At 71.3% G+C, this 21979-nt stretch carries 23 protein-coding genes and 1 pseudogene; 3 read left to right on the top strand and 21 right to left on the bottom strand.

Annotated elements, in window-relative coordinates:
* Window positions 1-84: 84 nt before the first annotated feature.
* Complete coding sequence (gene rpsB, locus NQ165_RS01235) at window positions 85-1014, bottom strand: 30S ribosomal protein S2 (protein WP_257530497.1); 930 nt, start codon at window positions 1012-1014, stop codon at window positions 85-87.
* A 311-nt stretch (window positions 1015-1325) separates the two neighbouring features.
* On the opposite strand from rpsB, the pseudogene NQ165_RS14495 reads away from it, so the two are divergent.
* Window positions 1326-1775 (top strand): annotated as a pseudogene (locus tag NQ165_RS14495) (murein hydrolase activator EnvC family protein); the annotation flags it as partial.
* Between the two features lie 107 nt (window positions 1776-1882).
* Here NQ165_RS14495 and NQ165_RS01225 read toward each other — a convergent pair.
* The 10 genes from NQ165_RS01225 to NQ165_RS01180 form a co-directional block, all read right to left on the bottom strand.
* The gene (locus NQ165_RS01225) at window positions 1883-2470 is read right to left on the bottom strand and encodes a DUF3060 domain-containing protein (protein ID WP_257530495.1); all 588 of its coding nucleotides are present in this window, start codon (window positions 2468-2470) and stop codon (window positions 1883-1885) included.
* A gap of 49 nt (window positions 2471-2519) precedes the next feature.
* Window positions 2520-3422: a tyrosine-type recombinase/integrase gene (locus tag NQ165_RS01220; protein WP_257530493.1), complete on the bottom strand. Its 903-nt coding sequence runs from the start codon at window positions 3420-3422 to the stop codon at window positions 2520-2522.
* A gap of 48 nt (window positions 3423-3470) precedes the next feature.
* Window positions 3471-4664 carry a DNA-processing protein DprA gene (gene dprA / locus NQ165_RS01215; RefSeq protein ID WP_257530491.1) on the bottom strand — a complete coding sequence of 398 codons (1194 nt, stop codon included), beginning with the start codon at window positions 4662-4664 and terminating at the stop codon, window positions 3471-3473.
* Window positions 4661-6193 (bottom strand): YifB family Mg chelatase-like AAA ATPase, encoded by a 1533-nt coding sequence (locus NQ165_RS01210; RefSeq protein WP_257530490.1) that lies wholly within the window; start codon window positions 6191-6193, stop codon window positions 4661-4663. Before NQ165_RS01210 ends, dprA begins: the two co-directional genes overlap by 4 nt.
* Window positions 6190-6552: a YraN family protein gene (locus tag NQ165_RS01205; RefSeq protein WP_257530488.1), complete on the bottom strand. Its 363-nt coding sequence runs from the start codon at window positions 6550-6552 to the stop codon at window positions 6190-6192. The genes NQ165_RS01210 and NQ165_RS01205 overlap by 4 nt, the downstream gene beginning before the upstream one ends.
* A gap of 97 nt (window positions 6553-6649) precedes the next feature.
* Complete coding sequence (locus tag NQ165_RS01200; protein ID WP_257493299.1) at window positions 6650-6973, bottom strand: DUF2469 domain-containing protein; 324 nt, start codon at window positions 6971-6973, stop codon at window positions 6650-6652.
* Window positions 6974-6996: 23 nt separating this feature from the next.
* Entirely contained in the window at window positions 6997-7656 is a 660-nt protein-coding gene (locus NQ165_RS01195; protein WP_257530486.1) for a ribonuclease HII, read from the bottom strand.
* On the bottom strand, window positions 7653-8411 hold the full coding sequence (lepB, locus tag NQ165_RS01190; protein WP_374679374.1) for a signal peptidase I: 759 nt from the start codon (window positions 8409-8411) through the stop codon (window positions 7653-7655). The genes NQ165_RS01195 and lepB overlap by 4 nt, the downstream gene beginning before the upstream one ends.
* Window positions 8412-8551: 140 nt before the next feature.
* On the bottom strand, window positions 8552-8899 hold the full coding sequence (rplS, locus tag NQ165_RS01185; protein ID WP_257530519.1) for a 50S ribosomal protein L19: 348 nt from the start codon (window positions 8897-8899) through the stop codon (window positions 8552-8554).
* A 158-nt stretch (window positions 8900-9057) separates the two neighbouring features.
* Window positions 9058-9549, bottom strand: a complete 492-nt coding sequence (locus tag NQ165_RS01180; RefSeq protein ID WP_257530482.1) for an MFS transporter permease — start codon at window positions 9547-9549, stop codon at window positions 9058-9060.
* 95 nt (window positions 9550-9644) lie between these two features.
* Between NQ165_RS01180 and map the strand changes: the two genes are divergently transcribed.
* Window positions 9645-10427 carry a type I methionyl aminopeptidase gene (map, locus tag NQ165_RS01175; RefSeq protein ID WP_257530480.1) on the top strand — a complete coding sequence of 261 codons (783 nt, stop codon included), beginning with the start codon at window positions 9645-9647 and terminating at the stop codon, window positions 10425-10427.
* A gap of 18 nt (window positions 10428-10445) precedes the next feature.
* Here the strand turns inward: map and NQ165_RS01170 are convergent, their stop codons facing one another.
* From NQ165_RS01170 to rpsP, 5 genes are read right to left on the bottom strand one after another with little or no spacing between them, the layout of a single operon-like run.
* A complete protein-coding gene (locus NQ165_RS01170) occupies window positions 10446-10841 on the bottom strand; it encodes a hypothetical protein (RefSeq protein WP_257530478.1) in 396 nt (131 codons plus the stop codon).
* Between the two features lie 35 nt (window positions 10842-10876).
* Complete coding sequence (gene trmD / locus NQ165_RS01165) at window positions 10877-11572, bottom strand: tRNA (guanosine(37)-N1)-methyltransferase TrmD (protein WP_257530476.1); 696 nt, start codon at window positions 11570-11572, stop codon at window positions 10877-10879.
* A 1-nt stretch (window position 11573) separates the two neighbouring features.
* Window positions 11574-12299 (bottom strand): ribosome maturation factor RimM, encoded by a 726-nt coding sequence (gene rimM, locus NQ165_RS01160; RefSeq protein ID WP_257530474.1) that lies wholly within the window; start codon window positions 12297-12299, stop codon window positions 11574-11576.
* Window positions 12292-12522 carry an RNA-binding protein gene (locus NQ165_RS01155; RefSeq protein ID WP_257530472.1) on the bottom strand — a complete coding sequence of 77 codons (231 nt, stop codon included), beginning with the start codon at window positions 12520-12522 and terminating at the stop codon, window positions 12292-12294. Before NQ165_RS01155 ends, rimM begins: the two co-directional genes overlap by 8 nt.
* A 4-nt stretch (window positions 12523-12526) precedes the next feature.
* Window positions 12527-12952 (bottom strand): 30S ribosomal protein S16, encoded by a 426-nt coding sequence (gene rpsP, locus NQ165_RS01150; protein WP_257530470.1) that lies wholly within the window; start codon window positions 12950-12952, stop codon window positions 12527-12529.
* A gap of 180 nt (window positions 12953-13132) precedes the next feature.
* Between rpsP and NQ165_RS01145 the strand changes: the two genes are divergently transcribed.
* On the top strand, window positions 13133-14296 hold the full coding sequence (locus tag NQ165_RS01145) for a glutamate--cysteine ligase (RefSeq protein ID WP_257530468.1): 1164 nt from the start codon (window positions 13133-13135) through the stop codon (window positions 14294-14296).
* A 91-nt stretch (window positions 14297-14387) separates the two neighbouring features.
* On the opposite strand, the gene ffh is transcribed toward NQ165_RS01145, so the two are convergent.
* The 5 genes from ffh to smc are packed head-to-tail and all read right to left on the bottom strand — an operon-like array spanning window position 14388 to window position 21933.
* On the bottom strand, window positions 14388-15944 hold the full coding sequence (ffh, locus tag NQ165_RS01140; protein WP_257530467.1) for a signal recognition particle protein: 1557 nt from the start codon (window positions 15942-15944) through the stop codon (window positions 14388-14390).
* A gap of 45 nt (window positions 15945-15989) precedes the next feature.
* The gene (locus NQ165_RS01135; protein ID WP_257530464.1) at window positions 15990-16937 is read right to left on the bottom strand and encodes a TetR family transcriptional regulator; all 948 of its coding nucleotides are present in this window, start codon (window positions 16935-16937) and stop codon (window positions 15990-15992) included.
* Window positions 16938-16989: 52 nt separating this feature from the next.
* The gene (locus tag NQ165_RS01130) at window positions 16990-17490 is read right to left on the bottom strand and encodes a DUF2004 domain-containing protein (protein ID WP_257530462.1); all 501 of its coding nucleotides are present in this window, start codon (window positions 17488-17490) and stop codon (window positions 16990-16992) included.
* 54 nt (window positions 17491-17544) lie between these two features.
* Complete coding sequence (gene ftsY / locus NQ165_RS01125) at window positions 17545-18417, bottom strand: signal recognition particle-docking protein FtsY (protein WP_257530459.1); 873 nt, start codon at window positions 18415-18417, stop codon at window positions 17545-17547.
* A 9-nt stretch (window positions 18418-18426) separates the two neighbouring features.
* Window positions 18427-21933 (bottom strand): chromosome segregation protein SMC, encoded by a 3507-nt coding sequence (gene smc / locus NQ165_RS01120; RefSeq protein WP_257530457.1) that lies wholly within the window; start codon window positions 21931-21933, stop codon window positions 18427-18429.
* Window positions 21934-21979: the final 46 nt, after the last annotated feature.

The raw sequence follows: 21979 nt of genomic DNA, 5'->3' as shown, positions 1-21979 counted from the left end.
GGGGGGCTGGACCTCTGCTGGGCGTGCTTGGCCGGGGGGCCGCGGCCGGCCCCCCGCCCCCCCCGCGGCGGAAACCGTGCGGAGTTACTCGGCGGCCTTGTCGGCGGCGTCGGCCTCGGCGACCGGGGCCTCCTCGGCAGCAGGAGCCTCCTCGGCCGGAGCCTCGGCGGCGATCGCGTCGTGAGCCTCAGCGCCGGCCTTGTCCGCGTCGGACTCGGTGGCGATGGTCTCGACCTCGGCGACGTCGGTGACGACGGGGGTCTCGAGCAGCTCGCGCTCCCAGTCGGCCAGCGGCTCGGCGTCGGCAGCCTCACCGGCGGGCTGGTGACGCTGGATGAGGCCCTCAGCGGCGGCGTCGGCGATCACGCGGGTCAGCAGACCCACGGCGCGGATCGCGTCGTCGTTGCCGGGGATCGGGTACTGGAACTCGTCCGGGTCGGCGTTGGTGTCGAGGATGCCGATGACGGGGATGCCGAGCTTGCGGGCCTCGTCGATGGCGAGGTGCTCGCGCTTGGCGTCGACGACCCAGATCGCCGAGGGGGTCTTCTGCAGGTTGCGGATACCGCCCAGCGACTTGTGGAGCTTGTCCAGCTCGCGCTTCTTGAGCAGCAGCTCCTTCTTGGTGAAGCCGCTGTTGGCCGGGGTCTCGTAGTCGAGCTCCTCGAGTTCCTTCATGCGGGCGAGGCGCTTGGAGATGGTGCTGAAGTTGGTCAGCAGACCACCGAGCCAGCGCTGGTTCACGTAGGGCTGGCCGACGCGGGTCGCCTGCTCGGCGATGACTTCCTGCGCCTGCTTCTTGGTGCCGACGAAGAGGATGGTGCCGCCGTGCGCGACGGTCTCCTTCACGAATTCGTAGGCCTTGTCGATGTACCCGAGCGACTGCTGCAGGTCGATGATGTGGATGCCGCTGCGCTCGGTGAGGATGAAGCGCTTGACCTTCGGGTTCCACCGGCGGGTCTGGTGTCCGAAGTGCACGCCGCTGTCGAGCAGCTGGCGAATGGTGACGACGGCCATGGCCGTTCTCCTGTTCTCGGCGCAGTGCGCCGTTGTTTCGGTTGTCCACGCCTGGTCGAATGACCGGCGAGCCTGGTGCCCGGCGCACACCCGCCACCCGCTGATGCGGGAGGACCTGGGGTGTGGATGCCGCGTCGCGCCCGCCGGAGCGGGTGCAGTGCTGTGGGCACGCGGAGTCACCCCGCCGAAGCGGAGTGCGACCTCCATGCTATCAGTCACCGCCTTCTCCCCGGTGCGGAAGCCTGCGCGCGTTGTCCACGGACCGCCGGTGTGCCGGACCGCGTGCGGGACGCGGCGTGCACCATGGCGGAATGAACCGGACCAGACGCGCGTGGGCAGCGCACGCCGTGATCCTGCTCGCCCTGCTGGTCGGGTCGGGTGTGCCCGCACCGGGCGGCGCCCGGGCGCTCGAAGCGACGGCATCGCCGGCGATCGACTCCCCCCTCGAACGCGAGCTCCCCGGCGACGTGCCGTGGCTCTGGCCGCTCCCCGGCGCGGGCGTGACCGACCCGTTCCGCGCGCCCCCTCACCGCTACGGACCGGGTCACCGCGGCATGGATCTGGCGGGCGCGGTCGGCACGGCGGTGGTCTCCCCCGCCGATGGTGTCATCGCCTTCGCCGGGCCGGTCGCCGGCCGCACCCTGCTGACCGTCGACCACGGCTCCGGTTTCGTGACGACGCTGGAGCCGGTGGCACCGGTCGTCGCCGCCGGCCAGTCGGTCGTGCGCGGCGAGGTGCTGGGCACGATCACAACCGGCGGGCACACCCGGCGGGGCGAGGTGCACATCGGAGTGCGGCGCGATGGCGAGTACGTCAATCCGATGCTGCTGTTCGGCGACGTGCCGCGGGCGGTGCTGCTGCCCTGCTGTCAGTCGTCCCGCTCGATGCGGTTGCGGTCGCCCTCGTCGGCGACGGCATCCAGCTCGCCGGCCTCGACCTCGTTGTCGTTGCCCGCGATCACCACGGAGCCGATCGCGTCGCGCACGTCGACCGTGTTGCGGTCCCCGCGCACCGCGAGGTCGTCGACGGCGGTGGCCTCCACGTCGTTGTCCTGTCCGGCGATCGTGACCGAACCGACGTCACCCGCGTCCACCTCGTGCCGGTCGCCGGCGATGAGCAGCTCCCCCACGGTGGCGGTGGTGAGGTCCAGCTCGACATCGGTGCCCTCCACCGTCACCTGCGGGCACGACCCGGTCAGCACGCGGTCGCCGCCCGCCGAGACCGTCACGGCCGATCCGCCGCAGTCGTGGCCGGGAAGGGTGGTCGACGAGGGCGACGGGATCGCGGACGGCGTCGCCGGGACGGGGGCCGCGGGCGATGAGTCCGCCGGGGAGGTCGGGCGAACCGTCACGGCAGGGCGCGCGCCGTCGGCCGGCACCGGCGAGCACCCGCTGAAGGTGATCGCCATCGCGGCGGCGGCGAGGACGACGGAGGCTGTCAGACGGTGACGGGACATGGCTCAACGGTAGGCGGCGCGGTGAGACGTCGCCACACGACCCGTCGCGTCAGGCTCGGGGGTGCGCCAGACGATAGGCCGCGGTGAGACGTTCGCTCGAGACGTGGGTGTAGATCTGCGTCGTCCCGAGGCTCGCGTGGCCGAGCATCTCCTGCACCGCGCGCAGGTCCGCTCCCCCGTCCAGCAGGTGGGTCGCCGCCGAGTGGCGCAGGGCATGAGGCCCCACGGTCTCCGCGCCCACCAGGGGCGCGATCTCCCGCGCGACGACGTCGTACACCGCCCGCGGCCCGATGCGCGCCCCGCGGAGGCCGAGGAACACCGCCGGGGGCGGGGATTCGCCGCGAGCCGCGAGCGCGGGCCGCCCCCGCACCAGGTAGGCATCGAGAGCGCGCGCAGCGGGGGCGCCGTAGGGCACCACCCGGTCTTTCGAGCCTTTGCCCAGCACCCGAACGGTGGCGGCGGAACGGTCGAGGTCGCCGACGTCGATGCCGCACAGCTCCGACACCCGCAGTCCGGCTCCGTACAGCAGCTCCAGCACCGCCGCATCGCGCAGATCCCGGGGGTCTCCGGCGGCAGCACGGGCGTGCACGCCGTCGAGCACGTCGGCGAGACCGTCGGCCGCGGCGACGCGCGGCAGTGTGCGTCCCCGCTTCGGAGCGACCAGGCGCAGACTGGGGTCGGTCGGCAGGTGGCCGTACTCGACCGCCCATCCGAACAAGCCGCGAGCGGCGGCCGTGCGCCGGGCGAGGGTGGCACGTGCGTCGCCCCGGCGGGTCGCCGCCCACAGCCATTCCCGCAGGGCCTCGAGGTCCACCTCGGTCAGCGGGAGATCGCCGACGGAGGCGGTCATGTCCGCCAGGTCGGAACGATATGCCCGCACGGTGGCCTGCGACAGGCGGCGCACATCGACGAGGTGCCGCGTGTAGACCTCGACCGCCTCGGAGATGCGCATGTGTCCAGGATGCCGTCCGCATCGATCGTTGCGCCGCCGACCCTCCGATCACCGCCGCGTCACCACGAGCCGCCACCCGGCAGGTCCGTGCTGCGCCCGCCCGTGCAGGAGCAGCAGGCCGAGGCCCCGTTCGACCTGCGTGGTGCTCTGGCCGCACCTGCGCGCGATGTCGTCCACCGGCCGCCAGGCACGGGTGCTCAGCGCATCGCGCAGGGCGGTGGCCTCGTCGATCCACTCCTCCGCCCCCGGCAGCCGGTCGTCGTGCATGCCGAGCAGCTCGCGCACATCGTCCGCATCCGTGATGCAGCGGGCGTCGTACTCGCGCAGCAGGCGGTGGCACCCGGCCGAGGAGGGACTCGTCACCGGGCCGGGAACCGCGCCGAGCCCCCGACCGAGCGACGCCGCGTGCCCGGCCGTGTTGAGCGATCCGCTGCGGTGGCCCGCTTCGACGACGACCACCGCATCCGACAGCGCGGCGATGAGACGGTTGCGCGCCAAGAACCTCCACTTCGTCGGTGCCGCGCCGCAGGGCAGTTCACTGATCACCGCACCCGATCGGGCGACGCGGCGCAGCAGATCTTCGTGGCCGGACGGATAAGGGCGGTCCACTCCCCCGGCGAGGAAGGCGTCCGTGTGCCCACCAGCGGCGAGGGCGGCGCGGTGCGCGGCGCCGTCGATGCCGTAGGCGGCGCCGGAGACGATGCGCACCCCGTCCCCGGCGAGATCCGCCGCCAGCTCCATCGCGACGTGCTCGCCGTACGAGGTCGCGGCGCGCGCGCCGACGATCGCCACGGCCAGGCCCCGCTGCTCGGGGAGTGCGCCCCGCACCCACAGCGCCAGCGGCGCGTGGGGGCCGAGGTCGTCCATTCGGGCCGGCCACCGCGCGTCGCCGGGCACGACGAGACGGGCCGTCACGCGGCGCGCGGTGTCGAAGGCGGCCCTCAGCGGGCCGGGTGCGAGTCGCGGTCGCCAGCGGTCGAGCGCATCCTGCGCGCGGGCGGGATCGATCCCTGCGGCCGCCGCGATGCCCCGGGCGTCTCCGGTGACGACGGACCCCAGCGCGGCGGCCGCACCCACCTCGCCGACCAGCAGCCCGGCGTCGCCGTCGCCCGGCTCGCACAGCGCCGACCAGACGGCGCGCGCATAGCGCTCGACGACGACGCCGTCGTCGAGCTCGCCCGGCACGAGTCCGAGCAGCGCCGCACGAGCGGCGTTCGCGGAGAGAGGGAGGGTGGAGTTCACAGTGGGGTCGCCCCTTTCTTCAGATACAGCGCCCGGCCGATGTCGTCGATCTCGAGGCGGTCGCGCCCGGCCAGGTCAGCGTGCGTCCACGCCACACGCAGCACACGGTCGTACCCGCGCAGCGTGAGCGCGCCGCGGTGCAGGGCCGCGTCCAGCGGACGGCGCACCAGCGGCGGCGGCGCGCACGGACCCTGCCGCAGCCACGCCCCCGAGACCTCCGCATTGGTGCGCCAGGGCGTGGCGCGCAGTCGACCGGCCGCGAGGTGGCGGGCCGCCGCGACCCGTGCGCGCGCCTCTGCGGTCGTGATGCCGCGCTGCCCTGCGGCCTGCGTGTGCGCGACGGAGACGCGCCTCACCGACAGCTCGATGTCGATGCGGTCGCGGATCGGTCCGGACAGCCGACCGAGGTAACGGCGGATGCCGGCCGGCGGGCAGACGCAGTCGCCCCCGGGCACCCCGTAGGAGCCGCAGGGGCACGGGTTCGTCGCGAGGACGAGCTGGAATCGTGCGGGAAAGACCGCGCTCGCACCGGCCCGCTGAATCTGGATGACCCCGTTCTCCAGCGGCTCGCGCAGTGCGTCGAGGGCGCCGCCGGCGAACTCGCCCGCCTCATCGAGGAACAGCACGCCACCGCTGGCCCGCGCGATCGCCCCGGGACGGATCACACGGCTTCCCCCGCCGACGAGGGCGGCGACGCTGGCGGTGTGGTGCGGCGCCTCAAACGGCGGTGTGCGCTCCAGCCGCACGACCCCGGCACCACTGAGCGAGCGCACCGACGCCGCCTGAAGTGCCGCAGCGTCATCGAGGTCGGGCAGGATGCCGGGTAGCCGACGCGCCAGCATGGTCTTTCCCGCGCCCGGCGGCCCGCTCATCAGCACGTGGTGGCCACCGGCGGCGGCGAGCACGATCGCGTCGACCGCATCCCGCTGCCCGATCACCTCGGCCAGCTCGAGCACCGGCGCGGGCGCGTCGGCGGGTTCGGCGGCGCCGACCGGCACGAGGTCACGGTCTTCGACGTCGAGGCCGTGCCAGCGCAGCACCTGCAGCAGGCTGACAGCGCCGAGCACCTCCATCCCCTCGACCAGCTCCGCCTCGGCGCGGTTCGCGTGCGGCACGGCCACGCGGGTGATGCCGGCGCGCGCCGCGGCGAGCACGGCCGGCAGCACCCCGGGGACCGGTCGCAGCCGTCCGTCCAGCCCCAGCTCCCCGAGGTGCACGGTGGCCCGAAGCGATCGGGGGTCGAGGCTCTGTTCGGTGGCCAGCGCCGCGACGGCGATGGCCAGGTCGAACCCGGCGCCCTGCTTGGGCAGGCTCGCCGGTGAGAGGTTCACTGTGATCCGCCGCCGCGGCAGCTGCACGCCGCTGTTCTCGCAGGCATTGTGCACGCGCTGGTGCGCCTCACCGAGCGCCTTGTCCGGGAGTCCGATGATCTTGAAGTCCGGCGTCTGGCGTGACAGGTCGGCCTCGACCTCGACGAGTGCGCCGTCGAGCCCGGTGAGGGCGACGGACCAGGTGCGCGCGACGGTCATCGCAGGTCCTGCAGATGCTCGAGCACCGCCGTGGCCGGATCGTCCCCCGTGATCGCGATCACATCGAGTCGGAGCATCCGCCCCTGCACGACATCGGGATGGGCGGCCATCCACGCGTACGCCACCTGCCAGAGGCGCCGGCGCTTGCGTTCGTCCACCGCTTCCAACGGGTGCCCGAAGGCGTCGGAGCGCCGGGTCTTCACCTCGACGAGGATCAGCTCGCCGCCTCGGGCTGCGATCAGATCCAGCTCGCCCTGCGCGCACCGCCAGTTGCGGTCGAGCACCTGCCACCCGGCATCCTGCAGGTGCCGCGCCGCTCGCGCCTCACCCGCTCGCCCACGCTCGTCCTTGGCTGCCATGCAGCGATCGTGGCGCGCTGTGGCCGGCCGCGCGGGGGCGCATCGGCGCGCCGTGGACGCTCAGGTCCGATCGGCGCCTGAGGAGAAGGCGCCGGCCTCAGGAATCGAGCGAGAGCTCCTCGGGCAGGTGGAAGTCCCGCCGCGTCAGCTCCTCGACGTTGACGTCCTTGAATGTCAGCACACGCACCGACTTCACGAACCGGTCGGCGCGGTAGATGTCCCACACCCACACGTCGGTCATCGAGATCTCGAAGTAGAAGTCGTGCTCGGTGTCACGACGCACCACGTTCACCTCGTTGGCGAGGTAGAACCGGCGCTCGGTCTCGATGACGTACGCGAACTGCGACACGACATCGCGGTACTCGCGATACAGCGCCAGCTCAAGTTCGCGGTCGTAGTCCTCGAAGCCCTCGTCATCCATGGTGACTCCATCCTAGGCCCGGGTCAGAACAGCGTCGGCGCTTCCGCGATCGCCCACGACGCTCGGTGATGGGAGCTCAGGCCGATGGCACGGATCGCCTCCCGGTGTTCCAGGCTCGCGTAGCCCTTGTTGCGCGCCCACTGATAGTCCGGCCACTCGTCGTGGAGGGTCGTCATGTGCGCGTCGCGGGCCACCTTGGCGATGACGGATGCCGCGGCGGCGCTCGCACAGTCGCGGTCGGCCTTCACCACCGGTCGCACGTTCAGTCCGGTTCCCCCGGCGGGGGTGATGTAGTCGTGGTTGCCGTCGAGCAGCACCAGCGCCTCCTCTGCGACGACGCCGTGCGCGGTCAGCTGCGTGATGGCGCGCAGTGCCGCCAGGCCCAGGGCGCGGATGATGCCGACCTGGTCGACCTCGGCGGGACTGGCCCAGCCCACGGCCGAGGCCTGCACCCAGCCGGCGGCGCGCGCGGCGACGTCGGCACGGCGCGCGGCGGGCACGAGCTTGGAATCGCGCAGCCCCTCGGGGATGCGACGGCGGGCGCGCGCCGCATCCATCGCCACGGCACCGACGGCCACAGGACCGGCGAGGGCACCTCGGCCGACCTCGTCGCACGCGATCACCAGCGGGTGCTCGCGCAGCAGACGTCGCTCGAGGGTCAGTCGGGGCTCGACGACGGTCACGGCTCGGTCGACTCCGGATCAGAGCTCGGGATGCCGGCGAACACGTCGTGCTGGCCGTCGATCAGCCCGAGCCGGTCCAGCGGCCACGTGATGAGGAACGCCCGGCCGACGACGTTCTCGATCGGAACGAAACCCTTGCCGGGCTGGTCCACGTTGTACCGCGAGTCGCGGGAGTGGTCGCGGTTGTCGCCCAGCACCCAGAGAGATCCTTCGGGCACGACGACGTCGAACTCCACCACCTTCGGGGCGTTCTCGCCGGCGAGCAGATTCAGGTAGGGCTTCTCGTCGATCGGCACGCCGTTGACGGTCAGCTGCCCGAGCACGTTGCAGCACACCACCCTGTCTCCGGGAAGCCCGACGATGCGCTTGATCAGGTGATCCTTGCTATCGGGCGCAGAGAGGCCGATGAAGCCCATGGCAGCGTCCACCGCAGCCGCCAGCGGAGCGCGCTCCGGTTCCGGCGTGACGGGGAGCCAGCCGCCCGGGTCGCGGAAGACCACGACGTCGCCGCGGTCGTAGCCGCCGAACCGTGGCGACAGCTCATCGACCAGGATGCGGTCCTCGATCTGCAGCGTCTGCTGCATCGACCCCGACGGGATGTAGAACGAGCGGACGACGAAGGTCTTCACCAGGAACGACACGACGACCGCGATCAGCACGATGACGAGCACATCGCGCAGGAACGGCCACCATCCTCGGCGGCGATGCGCCGCAGGTTCCTGTGGCGGCACCATCTGCTCAGCCGTCATCGACATTCCTCTTCCGCCGCCCGCCGACCACGGGCGTTCGCGCGCTCAAGCGTCGCACATTCCACCTGGACCCGCGGTGTACGACGCGGGCGGAGACGACGGATGCCCCGGGCACGAGACCCAGGGCATCCGTCGTGAGAGCACGATCAGCGGTCGCGCTTCTCCTTGATCTTGGCCTTCTTGCCGCGGAGGTTGCGCAGGTAGTACAGCTTCGCGCGACGCACGTCACCACGGGTGACGACCTCGATGTGGTCGATCACCGGGCTGTGCACCGGGAAGGTGCGCTCCACGCCGACCTGGAAGCTGATCTTGCGGACGGTGAAGGTCTCGCGCACACCATCTCCCGAGCGACCGAGCACGACGCCCTGGAAGATCTGGATACGCGAGCGGTTTCCCTCGGTGATGTTGACGTGCACCTTGACGGTGTCACCGGGGCCGAACTGGGGGATGTCCGAGCGCAGGGATGCTGCGTCGACAGAGTCGAGGATCTGCATGATCGTCACTTCCTGCAGCCGCCACAGGTCGACCGCGAGATAGAGGAGTAAAAGAAAGTCGGTGCCCCGGGACCGACTGCGCGGTCCGCTCCCCTGAGGCAGAGACCTTCAGGGCACGAAGATCCATTCTGCCATGCCGCGACCCCCCGGCCAAACCATCAGACGCTCGGGGGCGTGCGCTTCTCCTCGATGACGACCACCTCGGGGGCCTCGGGCTCCACGCGCTCCTCCGGAGCAGGGATGAACGCGGCGCCGCCCTGGGTGCGCATCAGCGTGATGCGGGGGCCGCTCTCGGACCACAGCTGCCACAGCAGCAGCCAGAACAGACCGACCGCGAGGGCGGCGGAGCCGAACGCCTGGGCGATCCACGCCGGGCCGTACCAGCCGAGTGAGATCACCGACAGGTGCCAGAGGCCGAAGCCGAGCACGTCCCACCACGACACCGCCCGCTCCGCGCGCACCGTCCCCCGCGCCCGCACCAGCAGCATCAGGGCCAGTTCGACGAGGAAGACCGCGGGTACGGCGATGAACAGGGCCCACACGAAGGCGAAGCCGCCGGCATCGAAGACGCCCCAGCCGACCAGCAGCCACAGCGGCAGCACGAAGGCCGCAGGCAGCAGCCAGAGAAAGAACGCCCGTCGCAGCCACATGTCTCCGATGCTACGCCTGCCCCGCATGCCGGGCACCGTATGCGCCCGCGGCGTGCGCATCATCGGCGAGAATGGAAGACGACGGAAGGAAACCGATGATCGAGCTGCGCACACCCGCCGAGATCGACGCGATGCGCCCCGCCGGCCGATTCGTGGCGGAGGTGCTCACGACCCTGCGCGACGAGACGAAGGTGGGCACGAACCTGCTCGCGATCGACCGCCGCGCCCACGACATGATCCGCCGCGCCGGCGCGGAGTCCTGCTACATCGACTACCACCCCTCGTTCGGCGCCAGTCCATTCGGCAAGGTCATCTGCACCTCGGTCAACGACGCGGTGCTGCACGGTCTCCCCCACGACTACGCGCTGCGCGACGGCGATCTCGTGACGCTGGACTTCGCCGTCGCCGTCGACGGCTGGGTCGCCGATTCGGCCGTGTCGTTCGTGGTGGGCACGCCGCGCGACGAGGACCTCGCCCTCATCGACACCACCGAGCGGGCGCTGGATGCGGCGATCGCCGCCGCCACCGTCGGCAACCGGGTGGGCGACATCTCCCACGCCGTGGCCCAGGTCGCTCACGGCGACGGATATTCCATCAACACCGACTTCGGCGGGCACGGCGTCGGGCGCACCATGCACGGCGACCCCCACGTGCCCAATGACGGCAAGCCCGGTCGCGGCTATCCGCTGCGCCCCGGGCTCGTGCTCGCGCTGGAGCCCTGGTTCCTGCAGACCACCGACGAGCTCATCACCGACCCGGACGGCTGGACGCTGCGCAGCGTCGACGGTTCCCGAGGCGCGCACTCCGAGCACACCATCGCGGTCACCGCGGAGGGTCCGATCGTGCTGACTGACCGCTCCTTCCTCGGCGTCGACTGAGAGCGGACGCGCCGCGCCTCAGGCGGCGACCGCCATCCGTCCGTAGCCGAGTGCGATCAGCAGGCTGAGCGCGGCGAGCACGGCCGCGACGGGCACCATCGTGTAGCGCTCCGGCCGGCTGCGTGAGACGCCGTTCATCACGATCCCGACCGCGAAGTACGCCGTGATGACCCACATCGCGATGGTCGAGAACGTCGAGGGCACCACGTCGATCATGTCGACGCGGTCGAAGGCGATCACGACGATGACGGCGTAGATCACGATCGCCACGATGCTTCCCATGCGCAGCCGCGCCGGCAGGACCCGGTGCTGCCCGCCCCAGGCGAAGCGCCCGATCGGCGCGCCGAGCGCGAGTGCGAGCTGGAACAGGGCCAGCGCGGCCAGCACGATCGTCAGCGCAAGGGCGAAGGGCATTTCGCCACCCTAGCGGGGCGGCGGGTCGGACCCCGTCAGGCGAGCAGGTCCGGGCGCCGTTCGCGCGTGCGCTCAACCTGCTGCTCGTGCCGCCAGGCGGCGATGGCGCCGTGGTTGCCGCTGAGCAGGATCGGCGGGACGGTGCGCCCGCGCCATTCAGAGGGCTTGGTGTACGACGGGTACTCCAGCAGCCCGTCCTCGTGGGATTCCTCCACGAGGCTCTCGGGGTTGCCCACGACGCCGGGGATGAGCCGGCCGATGGCCTCGATCATGGCCATCGCGGCGACCTCGCCGCCGTTGAGCACGTAGTCGCCCAGGCTCACCAGCCGCACCTCGCCGAGGGTCGCCGCGTAGTCGAACACCCGCTCGTCGATGCCCTCGTAGCGTCCGCACCCGAACACCAGCTGCGGCTGCTGCGCGAATTCGCGGGCGGTGGCCTGCGTGAACCGCTCGCCGGCGGGCGAGGGGAAGACGAAGACGGGACGGATGCCGGCTTCGGCGGCCTCGGCGGCGATGGCATCCAGCGCCTCGCCCCACGGCTCGGGCTTCATGACCATGCCGGCGCCGCCCCCGTAGGGCGTGTCGTCGACGGTGCGGTGACGGTCGTGCGTGTGCTCGCGCAGGTCGTGCACGCGCACGTCGAGCAGTCCCGCGCCGCGGGCCTTCCCCAGAAGGGAGACCTCGAGCACGTCGAAGAACGCCGGGAAGATCGTGACGACGTCGATGCGCACGTCAGCCCTCGGAGCGCGGCGCCTCAGGAGCGTCCGCCTCGGGCGCGGCGATGTCGGCGACCGGCGCAGCGCCGGCGGCATCTGCGGCGGCGTCGACATCGGCGGCATCCGCCTCAGCGACGGTATCCGCGTCGGCGGGCTCGGGCTGCGCCTCGGGTTCGGCGGGCAGGTCCTCGAGCAGTCCGGCCGGCGGCGTGACGATGACGCGGCCGGCAGCGAGGTCGACCTCGGGGACGATCGCCTTGACGAAGGGGACGAGGATCTCGGCGTCGTCGGAGCCCGTGGGACGCACGATCAGCAGGTCCTGCGCGGGGAGGTGGTCCACGCGGACCACGCGACCGAAGACCTGGCCGTCGCGGACGACGTCGAGGCCGACGAGCTGATGGTCGTACCAGGCGTCGGGCTCGGGAGCCTCGTCGGTGTCGTCCTGGTCGATCCAGAGGATGGCCCGCACGAGGGTCTCCGCACCCTCGCGGTCCTCGACATCGTCGAAGAACACCACGGGGTGGGAGTTCATCCACCGGAACTCACGCACGGTGACGGTCTTGCCATGCCAGGGCGACGTCTCGGGCACCTGCAGCGTGAACTGCGCGCCGGGGACGAAGCGCCGGTCCGGGTCGTCGGTGTACAGCTCCAGCTTCAGCGCACCCTTGAGGCCGTGCGCCTTGACCAGGCGCCCGACCCGCAGCTGGGCACGCGGGGTCTTCGCAGCGGACACGTCAGTCATCCGCGACGTCTACCCGCACGCGGCGCCCGTCGGCCAGTGCCGACACGACGGTGCGCAGCGCTTTGGCCGTGCGTCCGCCGCGCCCGATGACGCGCCCCCGGTCATCCGGGTGCACGCGCACCTCCAGCACATCACCACGGGGCGAGGTGGAGGAATGGATCTTCACGTCGTCCGGGTGATCGACGATCCCCTTGACGACGTGCTCGAGCGCGGCGGCCAGCAACGGATTACTCTGCGTCGGTCGAGGCGGCCTCAGCCGACTCGTCGGACGCGGCGTCGGCGGCAGGCGCGTCGGCCTTCTTCTCCGCCTTCGGCTTGACGACGGACTTCTTCGCGGCGTCGATCTCGAACGGCGCCTTCGGCTCGGCCGTCTTCACGGTCGAAACGGCGTTCTTGTCGCCCTTGAAGGTGCCCCAGTCGCCGGTCAGCTTGAGGATCGCGGCGACCTGCTCGGTGGGCTGGGCGCCCACGGAGAGCCAGTACTGCGCGCGCTCGGAGTCGACCTCGATGAACGAGGGCTCCTCGGTCGGGTGGTACTTGCCGATCTCCTCGATGACGCGACCGTCACGCTTGGTGCGCGAGTCGGCGACGACGATGCGGTAGTACGGGGCACGGATCTTGCCGAGCCGCTTGAGACGGATCTTGACAGCCACAATTCTCCTGAATGTGTCGGAAGGATGAACGTCGCCTGGAGCGTGGGGTGCACACCCGGCAAAAGCTCTGAGGGTGGATCGTGGGCTGGATAGAGGGTCGAGCACACGGTCCGACCTTCTATTTTGCCAGATGCCGGGCCATGCCGCGAACCACCCTCCTGTGCGTGCCAGACTGTGCGCATGACGGTGCCCTTCGCGACATCCGCCCGCTCGTCCGTGGGACTGGAATGGGAGCTGATGCTCGCCGACGGCGAGACCGGCGACCTCGTCCCCCGCGCCCCGGAGGTGATCGCCGCCCTCGAGGAGTCGACAGCCCATGAGCGCTTCACGGTGACGGGCGAGCTGCTGACCAACACCCTCGAAGTGACCAGCGGCATCGGCAGCACGGTCGCCGCCGCCGTCGACGACATCGCCGACGCCATCGCGGCGGTGCGCAGCGTCACCGACCCCCTCGGACTGGAGCTGCTGTGCGCGGGCAGCCACCCCTTCGCGCAGTGGTACGACCAGGGCGTGACGGACAAGACCCGCTACAACACGCTCATCGAGCGCACGCAGTGGTGGGGGCGCAACATGATGATCTGGGGCATCCACGTGCACGTCGGCGTCGACCACGTCGACAAGGTGCTGCCGATCGTCAACGCCCTCGCGACCTACCTGCCGCACCTGCAGGCGCTGTCGGCGTCGAGCCCCTTCTGGGCAGGCGAATCCACCGGCTACGCCTCCAACCGCGCGCTGGTCTTCCAGCAGCTGCCGACCGCGGGCCTCCCCTGGCCCCTGCAGAACTGGGCGGAGTACGAGGCCTACCTCGACGACATGGTCGCCACGGGCGTCATGGCGGATGCCACCGAGGTGCGCTGGGACGTGCGCCCGGCGCCGCGCTGGGGAACCGTAGAGGTGCGCGCCTGCGACGGCATGTCGACCCTGCCGGAGCTCGCCGCCGTCGCCGCGCTGGTGCAGGTGCTGGTGGAGCACTTCTCCCGGGAGCTGGATGCCGGGCGCGAGCTGCCCATCCTGCAGCCGTGGTTCGTGCGCGAGAACAAGTGGCGCGCGGCCCGGTACGGCTTGGACGCTCGTCTGATCGTCGACCGCGAGGGCACCCAGGCGCCCGTCGCCGAGCACCTGCGCGAGACGCTGGACCGCCTCGCCGACATCGCCGTCGAGCTGAAATGCGCGCGGGAGTTCGCCGAAGTCGACACGATCCTCGCCGGCGGAGCGAGCTATGCCCGGCAGCTGACGGTGGCCGAGGCGGCCGATGGCGACCTGCGCGAGGTCGTGCAGCACCTCATCCGGGAGTTCCGCAACGGTCCGACCCTGCGCGAGCACCTGCGCCAGCTGCGCACCTGACGCGACCTCCCCCGGACACCGCCGCCGACGGCGGGGCGGGGGTACGCCGGCGCGCCGAGCCGAGCGGATGCCGCCGGTCGCGTTCGAGCGATCAGGCCTTGCCGAACAGCTTCTGGATCTCGGCGAGCTCCGCCTCGGTGGGCGGGGTCTGCGGCGCGCCCAGGCCGAAGCCCGATCCCGACGCGGCCGGGGCGGCCGCCGCCAGGCCCGCGGCCTCGGCGGCACGCTTGGCGGGGTTGCCCGAGCGAGGGACGTTGCGCTTCTTCGCGGCCTTGTTCCCGCGCTTGCTCGATGCGCCGGGCTTGCCGCCGACCGCGCCCATGCCGGGGATGTTGGGGACACCGCCGCGCGCGACGGTCTTCATCATCTTCGCGGCCTGCTCGAAGCGCTGCACGAGCTGGTTGACGTCGGTGACCGTCATGCCCGAACCCCGCGCGATGCGCAGGCGGCGGGAGCCGTTGAGCAGCTTGGGGTTGCGTCGCTCAGCGGGGGTCATCGAGCGGATGATGGCCTCGGTGCGGTCGATCTCGCGCTCGTCGAAGTCGTCGAGCTGTTGCTTCATCTGCCCCATGCCCGGGAGCATCCCGAGCATCTTCTTCATCGAGCCCATCTTCTTGAGCTGCTGCATCTGCTCGAGGAAGTCTTCGAGGGTGAAGGTCTCGGTCGCGAGCTTCTGCGCGACCTTCTGGGCCTCTTCCTCGTCGAACGCCTGCTGCGCCTGCTCGATCAGGGTGAGGATGTCACCGAGGTCGAGGATGCGGCTGGCCATGCGGTCGGGGTGGAAGGCCTCGAGGTCGTCCAGACCCTCACCGGTCGACGCGTAGATGATCGGGCGGCCGGTGACCGATGCGACCGACAGCGCGGCACCACCACGCGCGTCGCCGTCGAGCTTCGACAGCACGACACCCGTGAAGTCGACACCCTCCTGGAAGGCCTTGGCCGTGTTGACGGCGTCCTGACCGATCATCGCGTCGATGACGAACAGCACCTCGTCGGGGTCGGTCGCCTTGCGGATGTCGGAGGCCTGCTTCATCAGCTCGGCATCGACGCCCAGCCGTCCGGCGGTGTCGATGATGACCACGTCGTGCTGCTGGCGGCGGGCGGTCTCCACGCCGTCCCGGGCGACCTGCACGGGGTTGCCGACGCCGTTGCCCGGTTCGGGCGCGTAGATGGCGGCACCGGCCTGCTTCGCCACGACCTGCAGCTGGTTCACGGCGTTGGGGCGCTGGAGATCGGCGGCCACCAGCAGCGGCGTGTGGCCGTCCTTCTCGAGCTGCTTCGCCAGCTTGCCGGCGAACGTCGTCTTACCGGAGCCCTGGAGCCCCGCGAGCATGATGACCGTCGGCGGGTTCTTCGCGAACTGCAGGCGACGCTGCTGCCCGCCGAGGATCGCGACGAGCTCCTCGTTGACGATCTGCACGACCTGCTGCGCCGGATTCAGCGCGCGATTGACCTCGTCGCCGAGCGCCCGCTCACGCACCTTGGCGGTGAACTCCTTGACCACGGGCAGCGCGACGTCGGCATCCAGCAGCGCCCGGCGGATCTCGCGGACGGTCCCGTCGACATCGGCGGCGGTGAGCTTGCCTTTGGTGCGGAGGTTGCGGAAGGTCTCTGTGAGACGATCTGAGAGCGTGCCGAAGGTAGCCATGATTCCCCGATTCTACGCGGACGCGCGACCCACCCGCCGACCCTGCTAGGCGGTCGGCTCCTGGAAGAGGGTCAGCTGCAGTCCGGCGGGTGCGCGCAGCCGCGCGTTGACCGAGCGCCACGGCGTCACGCGGGCGGATGCCTGCAGCTGCGCCCCGGCACGGACGAGCGCGGATGCCGCGGCGTCGGCGTCGCCGACTTCGAGTCCGATCCGCAGCGGGTCACTGGGGGCATCGCCGTCGGTCTCGACGGCGTCGATGTACCCCACCTGCGCCGGGTTGGCCAGCTCCAGCGTGGCGCGGCCGGCGTCGAGGATCGCCACGCGCGCACCGCCCTCCGCGTCGTAGGCCGCCGCCTGCGGCATTCCGAGGGCATCCCGGTAGAACTCCAGCGCCTCGTCGAACCGTTCGGCCCGCACCACGAGTCGCAGCTGCCGCACCGGGCCCGCCGTGTCGGGCACCGCCGACAGCGCTGATTCCAGCAGCGGCGCGAGCGCCGCTCCCCCCGGCCCGTCGCCCGCCCACGCCCAGACAGCCGCGAAGACCGCGCCCGCGTAGGCGCTGCCGGTCACCTCGGCCTGCAGGGGCGCCCGGCCGTCGCCGACCAGCCTGTCCGTCACGGCCGTTCCCAGGCGCAGCTGACGCACGGCGCGCTCACGGTGCAGATCGGCAGCCAGCCCCATCGCGGCTTCGTGGATGATCGCCAGCGCGAGGTGATCGGGAGCGAAGTCGTCGCCGATCGCGGCCAGCGTCTCGCGCACCGCCGCACCCGCGCCGAGCGCTGCCGTCGCGGCATCCAGTCGTTCGTCCAGCCCCGACCAGAGCACGTCCGCCTTCGAGGCGAAGTAGTTGAAGAAGCTCGACCTGCTCACGCCGGCGCGCCTGGTGATGTCGGCGACCGACGTGGCGTCGTAACCCTGCTCCAGGAACAGCTCGCATGCCGCCTCGGCGAGAGTGTGGCGCGAGGAGGCTCTGGGTCTACCCACCCGGTTCATATGCTCAGCGTACGGATCTCTCCGCGCCGTCGCGCACGCGGTGCCGCCTGGGCTATTCGGCGCTGGTGACCGACTGCACGTGACCGTCGGATGCGAGGTTCACCAGCAGCACGTCGTCGGTGGCATCCGGATCGAGCGCGTACTCCAGCACGGCGAACGGATCGCTGCCGCCGTGCTCGTCGGCCAGGATCGTCATGCTCATCAGCTGCAGCGACCGGATGACGTCGACGTGGACGTCGCCGGAGATGTCGACGAGGTACTCCTCGATGTCCTCGCCCAGACGGTCCTGCTGCTGCAGGATGTACTCCGTCACCTCGCTGGTGCGATCGTCGAGCTCGGTGACCATCGCGTTGCGGGAAGTGAGGTCGATGCTCTCGAGCGCCGTGATCATGGCCGCGGCGATGTCGAGGGCAGCCGTCGACACGTCGTCCTGATCGGGCGCGGTGAGGTCCACCGTCACGACCTGGTCGGCGAACTCCACGTTCTCGGACCAGAAGATCGACCCGTCGGGGCCGGTCTCCAGGAGTCCGAAGTAGTCGTGCTCGATGGCCATGTGTCTATGAAACCAGTCCCGCCGGTGTGGCGATAGTGCGGCAACCCATGCCCGTCAGTCGACCAGCGAAGCGGCGAAGACGTGCGGGGTGAAACCGGTGAGGTCGTTGATGCCCTCGCCCTGCCCGAGGAGCTTGACGGGGATGCCGGTGCGCTCCTGCACCGCGAGGACGAATCCGCCCTTGGCGGACCCGTCGAGCTTGGTCAGCACGAGGCCGGTGACCCCGGCATGCTGCAGGAAGGCCTCCGCCTGCATGACACCGTTCTGGCCGGTGGTGGCATCCAGCACCAGCAGCACCTCGCTGATCGGCGCCTGCTTCTCGATGACGCGGCGGATCTTGGTGAGCTCATCCATCAGTCCGCCCTTGGTGTGCAGGCGTCCGGCGGTGTCCACCAGCACGATCTCGGTGCCGGTGCGCTTGGCGTACTCGATGGTCTGGAACGCGACGGAGGCCGGGTCCTGACCCTCCTGCTGCGGGCGCACGATCGCCGCTCCCCCGCGCTCGGCCCACGTGGCCAGCTGGTCGACGGCGGCGGCGCGGAAGGTGTCGGCTGCTCCGACGACGACGCTGCGACCGTAGCGCTGCAGGAACTTGGCGAACTTGCCGATCGTGGTGGTCTTTCCCACGCCGTTCACGCCGACGACCAGAACCACGGCGGGACGCTCGGTCAGCCGCAGCGTCGTGTCGAACTTCGCGAAGTGCTCCTCGAGCGTCTCCTTCAGCATGCGCTGCAGGTCGCGCGGATCCGTCGTGCGGTAGCGCTCGACCTTCTCCTGCAGCTCCTCGACGATGCGCTCGGTGATGTCGGGACCGAAGTCGGCGGTCAGCAGCGCGGTCTCGAGGTCCTCCCACGTGTTCTCATCGATCGTGGGCTTGACGAACATGCCGCGCAGGGCGCGGCCGAGCGACCAGGAGTTCTCCGCCATGGCTCCAGCCTAGGCCGACTGCGCGCTCTCCCTGTCCCGCACGCGCTGCCCGACCACCGCGGAGACGCCGTCCTGGCGCATCGACACGCCGTAGAGCGCGTCGGCGATCTCCATCGTGCGCTTCTGGTGGGTGATGACGATGAGCTGGCTGGATTCGCGCAGCTGCTCGAACACGCCCAGCAGGCGGCCGAGGTTGGCGTCGTCCAGCGCCGCCTCCACTTCGTCGAGGATGTAGAACGGGCTGGGACGGGCCTTGAAGATTGCGGTCAGCAGCGCCACGGCTGCGAGCGAGCGCTCCCCGCCGGACAGCAGCGACAGCCGTTCGATCTTCTTGCCCACCGGCCGAACGGTCACCTCGATCCCGGTGGTGAGCGGGTGCTCCGGATCGGTGAGGGCGATGTTGCCCGTCCCGCCGGGGAAGAGGATGGGGAACACCTCGCCGAACGCGGTGCGGGTGTCCTCGAACGCGGCGAGGAAGATCGTCTGCATCCGCTCGTCGAGCTCATCGATGATGGTCATCAGATCGGCCCGGGTCTGGGAGAGGTCGGCGAGCTGCTCGGTGAGGAACCGGTGGCGCTGCTCGAGCGCGGCGTACTCCTCCAGCGCCAGCGGGTTCACGCGCCCCAGCTGTCCGAGCTTGCGCTCGGCGTCCTGCAGACGGCGGCGCTGCGCGGCGCGGTCGTACGCCTCGACGCGCGCGTCATCGTCGGCCGTCGGCGCCGGAACGGGCTGATCGGGACCGTATTCCGAAATGAGAATGTTCTCGTCGAGTCCGAGTTCTGATGACACCCGCTCAAGCAGGCTCGTGACGTGCAGGCGCTTCTCGTGGATCTGCAGTTCGAGACCGTGCACGCTCTCGGTCAGCCCCGCGAGCCGTTCGCGCACGGTGGCCTCCTGCGCGCGCAGGTCAGCGAGTTCGGCGGTGACGGCCGTGCGCGCCGACTCGGCGGCGGCCAGCTCCACGCGGGCCTGCGACACCGAGCGGTCGACGGAGTCCAGCAGCGGCGGCAGCTGAGCGGCGACCTCGGCGGCGACGGCACGCTGCGCCCGGCGGATCACGGTGCGCCGCGCGGTCTCTTCCGCCGCCGCCCGCTCGCGCTCGCGCTGGCGCTCCAGCTGGACCACCTGCTGCTCCCCCGCCCGGATGCGCTCGCGGAGCGTCTCCACGTCCAGGCGCGCGCGCATCTCCGCCTCCCGCGCGTGCTCCAGTGCGGCGAGCATCTCCTCGCGCGCCGAGGCGTCGAGGATCGGCCGCGGCGTCTCGAGCGCCTGCTGCAGCGCTTCCTCGGCCGTGCGCACCCGCACCTCGGCTTCGGCCACGGCCGACTGCGCCGGGCGCAGACCCGCCTCGAGCCGCTCGCACTCGGCCACGGCGGCCTCGAGCCGCACCGTGGCACGGTTCACCTGCTCGGAATGGGCGGCCAGGGCCGCGTCGTGAGCGCGCAGCGTCTCGAGCGCGGTCTTGGTGCGATGACGCGCCGCCTCCAGTTCGCTCTTCGCATCGTGCAGGGCGTCGCGCAGCGAATCGGCGACCACCACGATTTCGCTGAGCCGGTCGACGGCGGCGTCTCGCTCGGCCGCGAGTTCCAGTCGCGAGCGACCGCCGCCGCTGCCGGCGCGCACTGTGTGGGCGGTGACGACTTCACCGGACCGCGTCACGACGGTGACCCCGGCGGGGATCGACGGCAGAGCCGCGGCGGCGTCGAGATCGTCGACGATGACCGCGGAGGCGAGGAGGCCGAGCACCCCCGCGGGTGCGGTGACCACCTCGGCGGCGGCGACCGTGCCGGGCAGGGAGACGGGGGTGGTCTCGGCATCCACCTCGGCGATCGCGATGTCGACCGTGCCGAGGTCGGATTCCCGCGCGACGCGCGCGACGGCGTACGCGTCACCGGCGCTGGTCGTCAGTACGCCTTCGGCCAGCGCCCCCAGCGCAGCGGCGATGGCCGCCTCGTACCCCGCGGTCACCTTGACCGCGTCGCCGACGAGGCCGACGATGCCCTCTCCCCCGCGCATGATCAGCTCCGCCGCGGCGTTGCGCACATCCAGGGCACGACCGAGGGCAGCCGTCTGCGCGGTCAGCGCCTCCACTTCCCGCTCGGCGGCGTGGAGACGTTCGCGGATGCCGGCGACAGCGGTCTCCGCATCGTGCGCGTCGCGCTGGGCGCGTTCATACAGGCCGGCGTACTCCGCCGACGAACCCTCGGGAACCAGATGGGGGTTCACGCCCTCGAGGGCCTGCGCCGCCTCCGCGCGGCGGGCCAGCGCTGCGTCGAGGGCTTTCTGCTGGCGCTCCACGGCGGCGCGGCCGGCTGCCAGACCGGAACGCGCGGCATCGGCGGCTCCCCGCAGCTTGGTCAACCGCATGTCGTGCTCGGATACCAGCGCGCTCTGCGCGGAGATGTCGGCGTCGAGGGCGTCGAGTTCGGCGCGGGCGCGGATCACGTCGCGCCCCGCGGCCGCTGCGGCATCCTGCGCCGCGCCCAGCCCTGCGGCGACCTCGTCGATCTCGGCACGGGCATCGTCGATGGTCGTCTGCGAGACCGTTGTGCGGTCGAACAGCGGCTCCTCGTCGCTCGAGAGGAGCGCCAGTCGTTGACCGGTCAGCGAATACAGTCCGCGCAGGCGCTCCTGCACCTGCTCGAGCGCGAAGGCGGTGCGGCGCGCGCGGTCGACGGACTCGGAGCGCTGCTCGGCCTCCAGCTTCTCGATGCGGGCACGCACCTGCTCGGCCTGGTCCTGCAGCACGAGACGCTCGGAGTGGCGCTCCTGCTCGCTGCGGGCGTGGTCGGCCAGCTGCGTGCGCAGGGTGACCAGGTCGTCCGCGAACAGGCGCGCCTTCGCGTCGCGCACGACCGCGGCGATGGTCGCGGCTTCGCGGGCGATCTCGGCCTGCTTGCCGAGCGGCTTCAGCTGGCGGCGCAGTTCACCGGCGAGATCCGACAGCCGGGTGAGGTTCGCCTCCATCGCGGCGAGCTTGCGCAGGGTCTTCTCTTTGCGCCGGCGGTGCTTGAGGATGCCGGCGGCCTCCTCGATGAAGCCGCGCCGTTCCTCGGGCGAGGCCTGCAGCACGGTGTCGAGACGGCCCTGCCCGACGATGACGTGCATCTCCCGCCCCAGGCCGGAATCGCTGAGCAGCTCCTGCACGTCCAGCAGGCGGCAGCTCTGGCCGTTGATGGCGTACTCGCTCGTGCCGTTGCGGAAGAGGGTGCGGCTGATCGTCACTTCGCTGTACTCGATCGGCAGGGCCCCGTCGGAGTTGTCGATGGTCAGCTGCACCTCGGCGCGGCCGAGCGGACCACGCGTGGCGGTGCCGGCGAAGATGACGTCTTCCATCTTGCCGCCGCGCAGGGTCTTCGCGCCCTGCTCCCCCATCACCCACGCGAGGGCGTCGACGACGTTGGACTTCCCCGACCCGTTGGGGCCGACGATGCAGGTGACCCCGGGTTCGAGGGCGAACGTCGTCGGCTGGGCGAACGACTTGAACCCTTTGAGCGTCAGGCTCTTCAGGTGCATGGGCACGCCCTCCGTCACGGGTTACCCCGCCCACGCTACCGTGACC

Origin of the sequence: Microbacterium sp. zg.Y1084 (genome assembly GCF_024623595.1) — a bacterium.
Lineage (GTDB): Bacteria > Actinomycetota > Actinomycetes > Actinomycetales > Microbacteriaceae > Microbacterium > Microbacterium wangruii.
The sequence above is the reverse complement of the archived record's forward strand: the minus strand, read 5'-3'. Positions and strand labels throughout refer to the sequence as shown.

Coding starts and splice junctions, on each gene's coding strand:
- rpsB (WP_257530497.1), bottom strand. CDS start 1,014: ATGGCCGTCGTCACCATTCGCCAGCTGCTCGACAGCGGCGTGCACTTC.
- NQ165_RS01225 (WP_257530495.1), bottom strand. CDS start 2,470: ATGTCCCGTCACCGTCTGACAGCCTCCGTCGTCCTCGCCGCCGCCGCG.
- NQ165_RS01220 (WP_257530493.1), bottom strand. CDS start 3,422: ATGCGCATCTCCGAGGCGGTCGAGGTCTACACGCGGCACCTCGTCGAT.
- NQ165_RS01210 (WP_257530490.1), bottom strand. CDS start 6,193: ATGACCGTCGCGCGCACCTGGTCCGTCGCCCTCACCGGGCTCGACGGC.
- NQ165_RS01205 (WP_257530488.1), bottom strand. CDS start 6,552: ATGGCAGCCAAGGACGAGCGTGGGCGAGCGGGTGAGGCGCGAGCGGCG.
- NQ165_RS01200 (WP_257493299.1), bottom strand. CDS start 6,973: ATGGATGACGAGGGCTTCGAGGACTACGACCGCGAACTTGAGCTGGCG.
- lepB (WP_374679374.1), bottom strand. CDS start 8,411: ATGTCGATGACGGCTGAGCAGATGGTGCCGCCACAGGAACCTGCGGCG.
- rplS (WP_257530519.1), bottom strand. CDS start 8,899: ATGCAGATCCTCGACTCTGTCGACGCAGCATCCCTGCGCTCGGACATC.
- NQ165_RS01180 (WP_257530482.1), bottom strand. CDS start 9,549: ATGTGGCTGCGACGGGCGTTCTTTCTCTGGCTGCTGCCTGCGGCCTTC.
- map (WP_257530480.1), top strand. CDS start 9,645: ATGATCGAGCTGCGCACACCCGCCGAGATCGACGCGATGCGCCCCGCC.
- NQ165_RS01170 (WP_257530478.1), bottom strand. CDS start 10,841: ATGCCCTTCGCCCTTGCGCTGACGATCGTGCTGGCCGCGCTGGCCCTG.
- rimM (WP_257530474.1), bottom strand. CDS start 12,299: ATGACTGACGTGTCCGCTGCGAAGACCCCGCGTGCCCAGCTGCGGGTC.
- NQ165_RS01145 (WP_257530468.1), top strand. CDS start 13,133: ATGACGGTGCCCTTCGCGACATCCGCCCGCTCGTCCGTGGGACTGGAA.
- ffh (WP_257530467.1), bottom strand. CDS start 15,944: ATGGCTACCTTCGGCACGCTCTCAGATCGTCTCACAGAGACCTTCCGC.
- NQ165_RS01135 (WP_257530464.1), bottom strand. CDS start 16,937: ATGAACCGGGTGGGTAGACCCAGAGCCTCCTCGCGCCACACTCTCGCC.
- NQ165_RS01130 (WP_257530462.1), bottom strand. CDS start 17,490: ATGGCCATCGAGCACGACTACTTCGGACTCCTGGAGACCGGCCCCGAC.
- ftsY (WP_257530459.1), bottom strand. CDS start 18,417: ATGGCGGAGAACTCCTGGTCGCTCGGCCGCGCCCTGCGCGGCATGTTC.
- smc (WP_257530457.1), bottom strand. CDS start 21,933: ATGCACCTGAAGAGCCTGACGCTCAAAGGGTTCAAGTCGTTCGCCCAG.